Genomic DNA, 13,788 nt, shown 5'->3' on the forward strand with positions numbered 1-13,788 from the left:
TATAGTTTTTTTAAAATTACGAGCAATTTGGTACGAATTATACATTTCTAATTTAAAAAATTATTGTGAATTTGCATTATTAAAACGACTCACTGCAATGTAAAGTGACATGCCACCTAGCAGTAATAAAACAAACATATAAATCCCCATCTCCATTGAAGTTAAAAACACACCTAATATAATTCCAAATCTTGCAAGTAATTCAGCTAGGTTAAATCCTAAAGCATGCACTGCTGAATATGTCCCTCTCTTATGAGAAGGAACCATTTTAAAACGATTTTCTTCAAGAATTGGAGAATATACCATTTCACCTATCGTCGCTATAATCATAAATATGATAAGTAACGTAAAATCATTAAGATAAGTGAGGTTCGAATATCCAATGACATAAAAAATAATTCCAATCAATAATGCTGTTTTAACATCCATTTTCATAACAATTTTTGAAATAAAATAGGTAAAAATGATAACAATGATTGTATTCGTCATTAATAGAAGTGAATACATTTTAACGCCATCGATATGTAACGAAAACAATATCATCGGATCAAACTCTTGTTTTAAACGCACTGAAATGTATGATGATACAGATAACTCACCCATCGTTAAAATACTAAATCCTATAATTAGAAGTAGATATGTTGTATCTTTAAATACTGGTTTATAACTTTTTAATATTTGACCCACGGAGAATTGTTGCTCATTAGCATGATGTGTGTACGACTGATTCACTTGATTTAAATCTTTAGGCAACCATATGAAAAGTGCTATAAAAACCATAATGTAAATAGCAAATGCGATTAAAAACAACATAGATTTATGTGCCCCATACATCAATCCACCTATGAGCGCACCAAAGGCTACAGCAATATTCGTCAGCCAATAACTTACCTTATAAATATATTGCTCAACTTCAGGCGTAATCGCATCCATAATAATCGTGTCCATAATAGGTTGCTGCATGCCTATTGTGATACTAAATATTGCGTAAGCGATACAAAATAAAATGATCATATATACTTGTTCCGAGATTGTAATCGCCATAATTACGAGCATTAAACTTAATATCAATTGATAACTTAGTGTCAATGTCTTTTTAGGTAATCGTTCAATAATATGACCTGATATTATTGATATGGGAAAATTTATCATGACTAGCGCGAATAAAAAGAGTCCTGAAAAATGTTGATTGACCATATCTGTTAAATACAATGCCATAAATGGTAAAAATGCTGTAACGATCATATTTTGGAAGAAATCACATATCAGTCGTATCTTTAAAGTCAAACTCAATTGTTTCAAATTCATCCTTCTCTCTATGTTAGAATATAAACTTTTAAATCAAATGGATTGTTCTGAAAAAGAATTAAGAACAATTTAATTTTACATCATATATACTATATATAGTCTTTCTTATATTTAAATGCAAGTTTCATATTAAGTAAATTGATTAAAAAATTGTTTCAATTTCTCATTAATCGATTTCATTTTAAATAAAAATATTTCATCGGTATATTTAAGTGGTGGATGGGGGCTTGAATTTAGAAATTATGATGGAATTCATTTTTTATTTAACAACCGTTAGTCCGTTTGAATTTCCACTAAAAAGCTGAATAATAAGACATATATTCATAATGTCTTCATTGTCTCACTCTCTAAGCGTCGATACCCAAATTGCTTTGTCTATTGAAATACACTCTGTTAATGCCCAGAAGTTCACCGCTGTCTTTACATTATAAAAAACCTGGAACATCAATTTGTGTCCCAGGTTCATCCCATAATTCAGTCTCTCTTATACAGTTTTTTGAATAATTAATGATTTTTTTCTTCTTTTATGAATAACGCTAAGATAAATCCAACAATAATTAATACTGTAGTAAAAATAAATGCAACATCTATACCATGTACGGTTGCTTCTTGTGTTAATTTCATTTTTGACATTGTCGCGTGTGAAGCTGTATACTGTTTTGCCACTATTGATAAAATTGTCACACTAATCGCTGTACCCATAGCACCTGCAATGATGCGTAAAGAATTCATAATTGCTGTACCATGTGAGACATCATCTGATTCAAGTGCATTCAGTCCAACTGTATTAAGAGGCATCACTAATAATCCTAATGCGATCATCCGTATAGTATAAACGAGAATCACAAACCAGTATGGCGTTCCTGTAGTAAGGAACGAATATAAAAATGTCATACTAATGAGTAAGATAAAACCAGGTATCACAAGCACTTTAATACCATGTTTATCAAAAATTTTTCCTGTATAAACCATCGTTAAGCCATTAATGACCGCGCCTGGAAGTACGACAACCCCCGATAATAATGCGGATTGACCTAAACCTGTTTGAATATAAATAGGTATGAGTAACGCAGGACTTACCATTGTAATATATACTAGCATTGAAGAAACAGCTGAAAGTGTGAACACTTTATTTTTAAACACACGCATATTTAACAATGGATGTTTTAATTTAAGCTGACGCGTTGTAAAAATTATGATAATGGCTATACCAAGTACAAATGTCACAATGACAGGTAGAGAGGTGATACCAAATGTACTCACGCTACTAAATGCGAATAATATTAAACCAAAGCCGAAAGTAGAATAAACTACAGAAATTTTATCAAGAACAATGTCTTTTGTTTTTGTATTATTTTCAACAAAGAAAAATCCTAAAATAAAAGCCACAGCAGCAATTGCTGAAACAAGATAAAAAGGCATTCTCCAACTAAATAAATCTACGAATAATCCAGTTAACGTTGGACCAATTGCAGGCGCACTTTGTACAACCACACCTGCCAATCCCATCGCAAACCCACGTTGTTCAGCAGGAAACAGTGTAAATACTGTAAACTGCATCAAAGGCAAAAGAATGCCGGCACCAATCGCTTGGATAATACGAGATATCATTAAAATTGTAAACGTAGGTGAAAATGCCGCTACAATAGATCCTATAAGAAAAATAGCCATTGAGAAAATATATAAATGACGTGTCGAATATTTATCCATTAAAAAGGCAGTAAGAGGAATCATAATACCGTTAACAAGCATAAATCCAGTAATTAACCATTGCGCTGTTGTTTCTGTGATGTTCAGTCCTTTAATAATTGCTGGAAGTGCTGTGTTTAAAATAGTTTGGTTGAGCATTGACACAAAAGCACTAATAAGCATTACCGTAACGATAGCGTTACGTTTTGAGGTAGTCATTGAAATATTAGACATCGAATGGTACTCCTTTCAAAAATGAAGTTGCAGACACCAAACTTAAGATTGTGTAGAAGACTATTAAAGAAACAAGTTGGTGGGTATAACATGAATGGTAGTCTTACTTGCACATTAACAAGAATTATTACTACATTGTGAAATATATCCTAGAAGTCTTATATAAGTACTTAACTGTATAAAATGATTAAAAATTAACAGAAGTAAAATAAAATTCGTATCGAATACGATGAACTACGCTTTTCAATAGATTGAGTTAAACCTTGTTATAATCACATTTTAGTTCTATCCTCATATGTGAATACATAAAAATACCCGAGACGTTTGATGATGTCTCGGATATTAATCATATATTACTATTTTATATATCTACATTCCTTTTCAATTCCCAACTTACTAGCGTCATCATTTACACAACACTACTTAATAACAAAACGCTTTTCGTTAAACTTAATCCTCTCGTTGTTGTTCATGATATTCAACTTTATTTATATGATATAAAACCTGAAAATTTCTCAACAACTGCTATGTCATAATCATCTTGAGGGATGACTAACTTCCTTTATTTATCCTTTTGTGCTCTCTGCCATTCCTCTGCCAAGAATAATAGAGCCACAATACCTATAATCATAACGCCAATCAGTTTCATATGTATAATATCGGCTTGATACATATATATAAGACTTGCAATCACACCAACAGGCACAATAAGGCCTAATATTTTATTTCCCGTACGCGATAAAAAGTAATGAATAGCAAGCAAAACAGCGTATATAATGACTGGCGGTATGTAATGTAAAAAATCCATCATAACGTATTATCCTCCATTCGAATTCATTAATAACCTTCTATGTAAGGATAACGTACTTATGGTTATTGGTCATTGATTCCAAAGTTTAGTTATTATATTTTTAATGAAATACCATGCCATTTTCATATCTTTAACAGTATAAATAATTACATTATCTTTTTAAAAATAAAATATATTAAGATTTTCTTTTTCATTTTTAATAACATCATATCAGTTTATTTACCCACCTTACCATTAGCGTTATAATGATTAAGTTGCTTTTTTTATCAACAAAAATTTAAAGATGTGAGATGAATAAATGATGGAATTTTGGTCTTCAAAACGAGACAAGATGTTAGAAATCACTGTCCTCGTGTTTATTACAATTTTTGGTGTAGGCTCTCAATTTTTTTCAAATTTAGCCTATAGTTTAAATCAAGGTATCCTTCAAACATCCTTTGGTATTGGCTCTCAATATCTGATTATCCCCTCTGTATTAGCTAATTTCACTTTTGCTTTAGGTATACCGTTGGGGCATACACTCACACATAAATATGGATTCAAGCGTAATTACTTATGCTTTGTGTTTATATTTCTCATTGGTTCAATCTTAGGACTTTTATCTTTTAACTTAATCATTTTGTCTATTGCTAAAATGATTCAAAGTTTCAGTTCAGGTGTATTATTCTTTACCTTGTTACCTAAACTTTTCTTGAACTTTCCAAAACAATATAGAAATGTATTTTTATTGATGGTTATTGTAGGTTTATTTGGTTCAAATGCGCTTGGAGGATTATCTGGTAGTTTATCATTAGAATTAGATCGTTGGCATTGGATTTTTGTAGTAAATATCATCTCCGCGATATTATGCTTAATTCTAGGCAACGTCATATTAAGAAAAGATGAATATCATCAAACGTCAGATATTCATATTAGTCGATCAATGATGATTACTTTAGTATTAAGTACCATTTCTTTAATGATTCCTATGTCACTTCTTACTCAAAAAGGCTACCATTCATTATGGGTGTGGCCGATACTCTTAATTGCAATATTTTTTATTGTAAATTTTATCATTACAAATCGGCAAGCTACACATCCTATTGTTCACTTTCATACACTATTCAGTAAAAAGCCTTTCGTCGGTGCAACAATGGCAATTTCATCACATTTAACTTTATTAACAGGCATTGCTGGTATCAATGTCTATATCGTAAGAATATTAAAGTTGCCTTTTGATATTTCATTACATTTCTATTTCTTTTTCTTTGTTGGAGTCATTATAACGGGTATCTTAAAAATGTTCTTTTATAGCTCTGTCGGTGCAGGTTTTTTAGGTACATTGGGATCGTCAGCCTTGCTATATGTAAGCATCCATTGGATTATTCTGGGAAATACGATTAACATTCCATTACTTTATATTCAAGGTCTTCTGCTCGGCTTCGGTGCAAGCATGACCTTAGTTAGTGGCTCGATGGCTACATTATTGGACGGAGATTTAAAAGAAGCAGCACAACGTTCTCAAACCATGCATACAATGAGAAATTTCTCTGCTGCTATGTTGATACCGATTATTGCTTATACGATTAAGAATCATATCCAAAAAGGAACACAGTCTATATATGCCGAAAACATTACTGATAAAATGATTTACCTTAAAAAGTTGCAAGATGTTGCGATTGATGCTGATCATCAAATATTCTTATTAATGATTATTTTCAATATGGTCATGTTCGTTTCTTCAATTATACAAATGATTTTAGGTAAAGGTAGACGTATTACACCACCTCGGGAATCATAAAAAGATGTTAAATCAAAAGCTAGGCACATTACAATGTATCACTTGTAATGTGCCTAGCTCTATATATAAAGATTTAGTATTATTCTTCAGGATATTTAGCTCTTACTTCAGAGATAACACTATCCATACTCATATTTGATTTAATTCCTACACTTGCAATAAAACTTCCTTCAACGATTGGCGCTTCCATTTTAACAATTTTGTGGTCACCTTCGTACATTTCTAAAGCTGTGTCTAAATTCATGCCTGCTGAACCGATGTCATAGAAACAAAGCGCATCATTTTCAAGTCCATTAATTACAGAGACGATTTGATCAAATGATGTACCGATTTCATCGTCACTTAAACCACCAACGGCAATAAGGTCAACACCACCGTCAGTCATTTGATTGATTAATTGTTTAACACCTTCTGCGATTTTATGACTATGACTTACTACTACTATAGATGTCATGACTTACTCTCCTCCTATAATTGCATTAAGAATATAAACACTACTTTGTGCACCAGGATCAATATAACCTTTTGAAGCTTCGTTAAAATATGATGCACGGCCTTTAGTAGCTACCATATCTTTGGTTTCATTAGCAAATGATTGTAGTTTATCAAGATCTACTGTTTCATCATTTTCAACAGCTTTTCTCGCACGTTCGATAACATCATACATCGTTTTTTCATTTAATTCGACTTTACCACGTTGTTGAATGCCATCAGCAAACGCTTTAAGTACGTCTTTAAGATTATCATGATCAATTTCATCATTCACTGCACTCGCCATTTTGATAAAACCAAACCCGTATAATGGTCCAGAAGCACCACCTACGTTAGACATTAACGTCATACCTGTTGATTTAAATAGCGCTTGCATACTTTGATCATCTATTTTTTCTTTTAAGTGTTCGAAACCTCTGACCATATTTACGCCATGATCTCCATCACCAATAGCTCTGTCTAAATCAGTCAGTTCACTTTCTTTTTCTTTAAAAGTATTTTCTAAATCTAATAAGCGTGCTTTGATATCTGCTACATTCATTCTCTAAGTCACCTCAAAATTTAATATATATTTATTACTTATTGAATTTTAAAATTAAAAATATTTACTTGCTGTAGGTGCAGCTAAAGCTTCACTCACTTCTTCACTGAAGGGGAGTACAGTAATAGAGAAGCCTTGCATGTCTAACGCTGTCATATAGTCACCTACGAACCATTGTTTAACATCAATATCATTCTGATTGAATTGTTCATCTAGATATTTAGTAACTATATTTAATTCTGATAGTGGTGTACCACCCATACCGTTAACCATTACGATTAAAGGTTTTTTCTCAATTTCTTTGTACAACTGATCGAGTAAACGTTCAACAATCACGTTGATGGGTTGTACGTCTTCACGATGTAAACCTTTTTCACCGTGAATACCGATACCAATTTCCATTTGATTGTCTTCAATATCGAAACCATTTTTACCAGTTGTGGGCACCATTGGAGGCGTTAATGCCATACCAATACTTTTAATATCTGGTAAAAGTGCCTCAACTTTAGATTTGATTTCATCAAGTGCAACACCTTTTTCAGCTAGGTATCCAGCATATTTATGCACAAACACTGTACCTGCTACTCCACGGCGTTTTTCCGGGTCAGAAATTGCAATATCATCTCTAACAATGACACTTTCAACTTTAATATCTTCCATTTGAGCCATTTCTTGAGCCATTTCAAAGTTCATAACGTCTCCTGCATAGTTTTTAATGACAAGTAGAACGCCGTCACCATTGTCCACAGCTTTAATGGCATCTAATATTTTATCAGGTGTAGGTGAAGTGAAGATTTCTCCACATACAGCTGCATCGAGCATGCCTTCTGCTACAAATCCTGCATGTGCAGGTTCATGACCACTACCGCCACCAGAAACGAGTGCAACACCTGATTGTTTTTTATGCTTTCTAACAACAATAGTGTCAGATACAACTTCAACATCGTTGTTTGAAACTGTAATTCCATCAAGCATATCTTTTAAAATTGTGTTTTTATCTTGAATTAACTTTTTCATTCAAAGCGACTCCTTTTAGTTGAACTGACTTTTAGATAAATCGTTAACAGTTAAAATTGCGTCTGCGATTTCATCAGCAGTGATTTTATCACTTAAGTTAGCAAACGTATCATTTGGTGTTAATGCACGTTCACCTACTTGAACTAATTCTTCATAACTTGTGTTTTCAATGTGAAGACCTTCTAATGTTGTTGGCATATTGATATTATCGAAGAATGTTTTGTATTTCATGAATTTTTCAGTTGGCGCATTTTCAAGTACTAATTGTACTAAAATACCGTATGCCACTTTTTCACCATGAGTTAAGTGGTGGATGTCTCCTTCTAAAGCTGTGAATCCATTATGAATTGCGTGCGCACCTGCTAATCCGCCGTTTTCAAATCCTAAACCTGAAAGTAATGTATTGGCTTCAATCACAGCATCTACTTGTGGTGTCACGATATGTTTTTCTACAGAAGTATAAGCACTATAACCATATTCAAAAATAACTTCTTCACATTTTTGAGCGATTGCTAAACTTGCTAATGTAGGTTTGCCATGGAACATGTTTTGTCCTTGTCTACGAAGTGTAGATTCAACTTCGATTAATGTTGCTAAACCATCACTCATACCTGATGCAAATAAACGTACAGGTGCTTGTGCAACAATTTCAGAATCTACGATAACTGTATCAGGGTTTTTAGGGTAGAATTCATAACCACTAAATGATCCATCTTCGTTATAAATAACAGATACTGCTGCTGTTGGTGCATCCATTGATGCTGTAGACGCAAAATCGATGACGCTTGCTTTAAGTTCAAATGCCACAGCTTTACCTGTATCTAACGCTTTACCTCCACCTAAACCAATAACAACGTCAATATTTTTTTCTTTATATTGTTTAGCTATACGTTGAATTTCTTCTTCAGAAGATTCTCCTTTAAATACTTCATATTCAAAATCAACGTTGTTATTTGCTGAGAAACTTTCTTTTATTTTTTCTTCAGTAATATTCCAAACTACTTCGTCTGCAATAATCAACGCATGACTACCAAGACGTTCTGTTTCTTCAGCGATAGAGCTAACAATACCTTTCCCTTGTACATATCTTCCAGGTGATTGATAAATAAATTTAGACATAAGTATTCCTCCAAAACATCTTTTATATTTATATTAAAAAATAAGATTTAAAATGAAATAATGTAATCTCATTCCCCTAATCTTAATTTTTAATAAGCATGGATCATACTGTCTCTCATCTCTCAATTCCTAGTATACGCTTTCAAAAAATTTTTTAAAGGATTATCCATCGAAAATTTAATAGTATTTGATTAAATTGTTGTTAATTCTTTTAAAAATTCATTAAAACAGCGCATGGTTAGTGCATTATGACAATTTATTTAAAACTATATTTACATTGAATGAAAATATTTTTAATTATAATTTAACTGTCAATTTCAAACCCTAAATCTTCAATCATACGATAATCTTCCTCATTCGGTTGACCACCAGTAATTAAGTAATCTCCTACAAAAATTGAATTGGCCGCTTTCAATGCGAGTGGTTGTAATGAACGTAGATTTACCTCCCGTCCACCTGCAATTCTAATTTCTTTTGTTGGATTGATTAACCTAAACATCGCTATAATTCTTAAACATTTCATTGGTGACAATAAATCTAATCCACCGAATTTAGTTCCTTTAATAGGATGTAAAAAATTAATAGGAATGCTATCAGCATCTATGGCTCTTAAAGCAAATGCCATATCAATAATGTCCTCATTTGACTCTCCCATACCACATATCACGCCTGAACAAGGAGAAATATGATTATCTTTCATCATTTCAACCGTATTCACTCTATCCTCATATGTATGTGTAGTTACTACTTCATCGTGATAACGCTCACTCGTATTTAAATTATGATTATAGCGATCGACACCAGCAGTCTTTAATTTTTTAGCTTGTTCTTCTTTCGTTAATCCTAAGCATGCACAAATCTTTAGTTGTGGGTGTACCTTTTTAATATCTTCTACTGTTTCACAAATATGATCGACTTCTCTGTTACTAGGTCCTCTACCACTCATAACGATACAATATGTACCGATTTGATTTTCAGTTGCTACTTGAGCACCTTTTTTAATTTGGTCCTGTTCAACAAGTGCATAACGTTGCTTTTCTTTCATTTTTACAGATTGCCCACAGTACCCACAATCTTCTGCACAGATACCACTTTTAGCATTTAATATCATATTAAGCTTAACTTTTTTACCGTAGTAATGTTTTCTCACTGTATAGGCTTCATTTAATAAATCAAATGTATCAATTTCAGCATTTTCGAAAATAGATATTGCTTCATCTTTTGTTAATGACTCTTGATTTAACACACGTTGGGCTAGGTTTAATGTCATAATCTTTAACTCCTTTTTCTTAAAAATTAGCATTTCAAATCATCCGATTGCACATTGTAAACTTTTTCCTATTATAAGTTTACATTAATCTAGATATGATTGAAAATATTTATAAAAAAGGTTTATAAAAAAAGGATGGAACAACGCGTACATTGTTTCATCCTCGCAATGGTATAACACGGAATTAAAGTACTCCATGTAAATATAACTTTATTAATTATTAAAGTGTCTGCACACAATACGATCATTATGCGCAAAACTTTCTTTTACTAATAGAAATTTAGTATTTAATGTCAGGAATTATTTTACTTCACCCGTTTTAGGATTAAATTGTTTAATTGATGCCTTTCGTAATGTATCTTTTTCATTCTTACTTATTTGGTAATTGTTATGATAAAGTGTAGATTCCCAACTTCCATACATTGGATTAGGGAAAATAATATACTTTGTGCCAAAATCTTTTTCATGTTTCTGCACGAGTTTCTCACGTTCTTTAGCAGTAGACTTTTTAGGATCTGTAAAATCTAACAAATTGTCACCAAATAACATCACTAACTTATGATTTTTTTCGACTTGTTGGCGTCGTGATGCTTTACTTTTATCGTTTTTCCCTTTTAGTAAAATATGATTATCTTTCGCTTGCGGTAGTCCAATATTTTTTAAATTTTCCTTTGTAGCTTTAAAATCTTTTTCTTTATCACGGTCAGAAATATAGTAAATATCGATACCTTTTTTGTCAGCATATTTTAAGAATGATTTGGCACCATACACAGGTTTTGCCTTCGCTGCTGCAACCCATTCATGCCATCCTTCTGGAAAAGATGTATCGTGCATAGAAGCATATCCTTGATATGGTGAATTATCAAGCACTGTTTCATCTAAGTCTAAAGCTATAGCAAGTTTTTTCTTACCTTTATGCTTTTTGATATTTTCATCTAACTGATATTTCGCAGTATTGTATCCCTGTAGATAAAGTGCCTTCGCTTCGGCAGAATTTTGATACCATGAGACAGCCATTACATTTTGTTCACCAAGGTTGGGATCATTTTGATGTTGTGTCGTATGATTATGGTTATCTTTAGTATGAGATTCACATGCATATGTATGAATTGGTGCCGAAATTGTCACTGTCGATGCTAATGTAGCTATTGCAATGTACTTTGATAATTTATTCATTGATTCACCTCATTAAAATAATTGAAAATTACAAATTTTAGTATATAGTAATTTTATTCCAAAATGAATCATAAAATTTTTTTACAAAAAATTACATATCAATTAAAATATCAAAACTCACCGTAAAATTGCATATGCGTCTTCTCACTTTTATAATATTCCATTCTATCTTTTAATGTCCCAGTATGTAATTCAATTTTATGCCCATCCGGATCTGTAAAATATATCGACTTTTTGTCTTTAATATCTCTTGGTCGCCCTTTTAAAATATTTACTTGATTCTCTTTAAGCCATTGAATCCATTTTTGAAAATCTTCTTCATCTATGGAGAAAGCAACGTGTGTATAGGAATGGTTTATTTCATTCCTTGGTATATTTTTTTCTTGATTCAGTGCAATCCAAGTATGACCAATAGTTAAATATGCTGTCGTTCTCCCTGATACTAATAAGTCACCTTGTAAAATATCTTTATAAAATTGTATAGAGGTATTTAAATCACTTACTGAAAAACAAATATGATTAACACTTGTTATTTCCATTTATACACTCCTTGTATTAGTGAAGCTAAAATTTAATATCATGCGTAAAAAAACTGTAACCAAACGAATGATTACAGGATGTACTGATATATGATTGAATAATTAATTTAAATAGTGATCCACGTGTTCAAGTCTATAGTGTGAATCTTTCGCTTTCTCTTCTTCAAATTCCTTTTTAGTTAATGGAGATAAATGTTCAATCTTGTAATGTAATTTTTTCGCAAACGCTTCAACTTCATCTTGATTGTCAGCTGTTACAAACATCGTTAATACATTATCATCAACAATATCTTTATGGTGTTGATAATTCAACTTATACACTTTCATCTTACTGTTCCTCCTATAATACTAATATGCCCTTTTTACTTTGAATAACCTTCAATTTAACTAAAATAATCCACTGATAACTTAAATTTCATGTAAGTTGTGGTTTATTGTAAGAGATGTTTTTAAATATAATAAAGAACAAGTGATTAATCAATATAATTTTACAATTATTTTGAGAATTCACTAATAATATAAAGAAGTTACTACGCTTTATTCAACTAACATACCTCTTACATTTCGAGTCTGACCTACCGTCATTATTTAAAATGTGTTAAATTCATTTTAATTGAATTTTCTAAATTCTTTAAAGTTGGTTTTAACTTAAACATAAACCTTTTTGACAAATTTCACACTATTCAAATCCAATGTTAATAAAAAGTTCATTGATTTATTAATAAAAAATTACAATTTTTGAGATAAGTTGAAAACTTCAAGGAAACGCTTACAATAAAATTGTAATTCATTCACAAGGAGTTGTTATTGATGAAAAATTTACGTAACAGAAGCTTTTTAACTTTATTAGACTTTTCACGACAAGAGGTAGAATTTTTATTAACACTCTCCGAAGATTTGAAGCGTGCCAAATATATCGGCACTGAAAAGCCTATGCTAAAAAATAAAAATATCGCACTTCTTTTTGAAAAAGATTCCACTAGAACACGTTGCGCATTCGAAGTTGCCGCACATGATCAAGGTGCACACGTCACTTATCTTGGACCTACAGGTTCTCAAATGGGTAAAAAAGAGACTGCTAAAGATACAGCACGTGTGCTTGGTGGTATGTATGATGGTATTGAGTACAGAGGGTTCTCTCAACGTACTGTAGAAACATTAGCACAATATTCAGGTGTTCCGGTATGGAATGGATTAACCGATGAAGATCACCCTACACAAGTGCTTGCTGATTTTTTAACTGCTAAAGAAGTATTGAAAAAAGAGTATGCAGATATCAACTTCACTTATGTTGGCGATGGACGTAACAATGTTGCTAACGCATTAATGCAAGGTGCTGCCATTATGGGTATGAATTTCCATCTTGTTTGTCCTAAAGAACTCAATCCGACAGAGGAATTATTAAATCGTTGCGAACGTATTGCGGCGGAAAATGGTGGTAACATTTTAATAACAGATGATATTGATAAAGGCGTGAAAGATTCTGATGTTATTTATACAGATGTTTGGGTATCAATGGGCGAACCTGATGAAGTATGGCAAGAACGCCTTAAACTTTTAAAACCATATCAAGTTAACCAAACACTATTAGAAAAAACAGGCAATCCAAATGTTATTTTTGAACATTGTTTACCTTCTTTCCACAATGCAGAAACTAAAATTGGTCAACAAATTTATGAAAAATATGGCATTAGTGAAATGGAAGTCACTGATGATGTCTTCGAAAGCAAAGCTTCTGTAGTATTCCAAGAAGCTGAGAATAGAATGCATACAATTAAAGCAGTCATGGTAGCAACTTTAGGAGAATTCTAA

At 32.0% G+C, this 13,788-nt stretch carries 13 protein-coding genes and 1 pseudogene; 2 read left to right on the top strand and 12 right to left on the bottom strand.

Annotated elements, in window-relative coordinates; all coding sequences use genetic code 11:
• Positions 1–60: 60 nt before the first annotated feature.
• The 4 genes and pseudogenes from HMPREF2897_RS02580 to HMPREF2897_RS02590 form a co-directional block, all read right to left on the bottom strand.
• The gene (locus HMPREF2897_RS02580; protein WP_070592614.1) at positions 61–1,302 is read right to left on the bottom strand and encodes an MDR family MFS transporter; all 1,242 of its coding nucleotides are present in this window, start codon (positions 1,300–1,302) and stop codon (positions 61–63) included.
• A gap of 265 nt (positions 1,303–1,567) precedes the next feature.
• Positions 1,568–1,774: pseudogene (locus tag HMPREF2897_RS13105) on the bottom strand (single-stranded DNA-binding protein).
• A gap of 38 nt (positions 1,775–1,812) precedes the next feature.
• A complete protein-coding gene (locus tag HMPREF2897_RS02585; protein ID WP_002475429.1) occupies positions 1,813–3,231 on the bottom strand; it encodes an MDR family MFS transporter in 1,419 nt (472 codons plus the stop codon).
• Positions 3,232–3,793: 562 nt separating this feature from the next.
• Positions 3,794–4,042: a hypothetical protein gene (locus HMPREF2897_RS02590; RefSeq protein ID WP_002458092.1), complete on the bottom strand. Its 249-nt coding sequence runs from the start codon at positions 4,040–4,042 to the stop codon at positions 3,794–3,796.
• A 331-nt stretch (positions 4,043–4,373) separates the two neighbouring features.
• On the opposite strand from HMPREF2897_RS02590, the gene HMPREF2897_RS02595 reads away from it, so the two are divergent.
• On the top strand, positions 4,374–5,822 hold the full coding sequence (locus HMPREF2897_RS02595) for an MFS transporter (RefSeq protein ID WP_002458093.1): 1,449 nt from the start codon (positions 4,374–4,376) through the stop codon (positions 5,820–5,822).
• 79 nt (positions 5,823–5,901) lie between these two features.
• On the opposite strand, the gene dhaM is transcribed toward HMPREF2897_RS02595, so the two are convergent.
• The 8 genes from dhaM to HMPREF2897_RS02635 all read right to left on the bottom strand — a co-directional run bounded on the left by dhaM (position 5,902) and on the right by HMPREF2897_RS02635 (position 12,303).
• Positions 5,902–6,276 carry a dihydroxyacetone kinase phosphoryl donor subunit DhaM gene (gene dhaM / locus HMPREF2897_RS02600; protein WP_001830585.1) on the bottom strand — a complete coding sequence of 125 codons (375 nt, stop codon included), beginning with the start codon at positions 6,274–6,276 and terminating at the stop codon, positions 5,902–5,904.
• A 3-nt stretch (positions 6,277–6,279) separates the two neighbouring features.
• Complete coding sequence (dhaL, locus tag HMPREF2897_RS02605; RefSeq protein WP_002446881.1) at positions 6,280–6,855, bottom strand: dihydroxyacetone kinase subunit DhaL; 576 nt, start codon at positions 6,853–6,855, stop codon at positions 6,280–6,282.
• A gap of 54 nt (positions 6,856–6,909) precedes the next feature.
• The gene (gene dhaK / locus HMPREF2897_RS02610; protein ID WP_002446880.1) at positions 6,910–7,872 is read right to left on the bottom strand and encodes a dihydroxyacetone kinase subunit DhaK; all 963 of its coding nucleotides are present in this window, start codon (positions 7,870–7,872) and stop codon (positions 6,910–6,912) included.
• Between the two features lie 15 nt (positions 7,873–7,887).
• Positions 7,888–8,991, bottom strand: coding sequence for a glycerol dehydrogenase (locus HMPREF2897_RS02615; protein WP_002446879.1), 1,104 nt, complete (start codon positions 8,989–8,991; stop codon positions 7,888–7,890).
• 304 nt (positions 8,992–9,295) lie between these two features.
• Complete coding sequence (gene bioB, locus HMPREF2897_RS02620; RefSeq protein WP_002458096.1) at positions 9,296–10,261, bottom strand: biotin synthase BioB; 966 nt, start codon at positions 10,259–10,261, stop codon at positions 9,296–9,298.
• A 300-nt stretch (positions 10,262–10,561) separates the two neighbouring features.
• Positions 10,562–11,437, bottom strand: a complete 876-nt coding sequence (locus HMPREF2897_RS02625) for a 5'-nucleotidase, lipoprotein e(P4) family (RefSeq protein WP_002458097.1) — start codon at positions 11,435–11,437, stop codon at positions 10,562–10,564.
• Between the two features lie 110 nt (positions 11,438–11,547).
• Entirely contained in the window at positions 11,548–11,976 is a 429-nt protein-coding gene (locus HMPREF2897_RS02630; RefSeq protein WP_070592616.1) for a FosB family fosfomycin resistance bacillithiol transferase, read from the bottom strand.
• A gap of 102 nt (positions 11,977–12,078) precedes the next feature.
• Positions 12,079–12,303, bottom strand: coding sequence for a hypothetical protein (locus HMPREF2897_RS02635; RefSeq protein ID WP_002458099.1), 225 nt, complete (start codon positions 12,301–12,303; stop codon positions 12,079–12,081).
• A 483-nt stretch (positions 12,304–12,786) separates the two neighbouring features.
• Between HMPREF2897_RS02635 and argF the strand changes: the two genes are divergently transcribed.
• Positions 12,787–13,788 (top strand): ornithine carbamoyltransferase, encoded by a 1,002-nt coding sequence (gene argF / locus HMPREF2897_RS02640; protein ID WP_002458100.1) that lies wholly within the window; start codon positions 12,787–12,789, stop codon positions 13,786–13,788.

Origin of the sequence: Staphylococcus sp. HMSC065D05, assembly GCF_001813195.1 — a bacterium.
In the GTDB taxonomy this organism is placed as follows: Bacteria; Bacillota; Bacilli; order Staphylococcales; family Staphylococcaceae; genus Staphylococcus; species Staphylococcus epidermidis.

What these genes read in the sequence shown, in the direction of transcription:
- HMPREF2897_RS02625 (WP_002458097.1), bottom strand. Translation starts at nt 11,437, where the DNA reads ATGAATAAATTATCAAAGTACATTGCAATAGCTACATTAGCATCGACA.
- dhaK (WP_002446880.1), bottom strand. Translation starts at nt 7,872, where the DNA reads ATGAAAAAGTTAATTCAAGATAAAAACACAATTTTAAAAGATATGCTT.
- argF (WP_002458100.1), top strand. Translation starts at nt 12,787, where the DNA reads ATGAAAAATTTACGTAACAGAAGCTTTTTAACTTTATTAGACTTTTCA.
- HMPREF2897_RS02615 (WP_002446879.1), bottom strand. Translation starts at nt 8,991, where the DNA reads ATGTCTAAATTTATTTATCAATCACCTGGAAGATATGTACAAGGGAAA.
- dhaL (WP_002446881.1), bottom strand. Translation starts at nt 6,855, where the DNA reads ATGAATGTAGCAGATATCAAAGCACGCTTATTAGATTTAGAAAATACT.
- HMPREF2897_RS02585 (WP_002475429.1), bottom strand. Translation starts at nt 3,231, where the DNA reads ATGTCTAATATTTCAATGACTACCTCAAAACGTAACGCTATCGTTACG.
- HMPREF2897_RS02630 (WP_070592616.1), bottom strand. Translation starts at nt 11,976, where the DNA reads ATGGAAATAACAAGTGTTAATCATATTTGTTTTTCAGTAAGTGATTTA.
- HMPREF2897_RS02590 (WP_002458092.1), bottom strand. Translation starts at nt 4,042, where the DNA reads ATGATGGATTTTTTACATTACATACCGCCAGTCATTATATACGCTGTT.
- dhaM (WP_001830585.1), bottom strand. Translation starts at nt 6,276, where the DNA reads ATGACATCTATAGTAGTAGTAAGTCATAGTCATAAAATCGCAGAAGGT.
- bioB (WP_002458096.1), bottom strand. Translation starts at nt 10,261, where the DNA reads ATGACATTAAACCTAGCCCAACGTGTGTTAAATCAAGAGTCATTAACA.
- HMPREF2897_RS02635 (WP_002458099.1), bottom strand. Translation starts at nt 12,303, where the DNA reads ATGAAAGTGTATAAGTTGAATTATCAACACCATAAAGATATTGTTGAT.
- HMPREF2897_RS02595 (WP_002458093.1), top strand. Translation starts at nt 4,374, where the DNA reads ATGTTAGAAATCACTGTCCTCGTGTTTATTACAATTTTTGGTGTAGGC.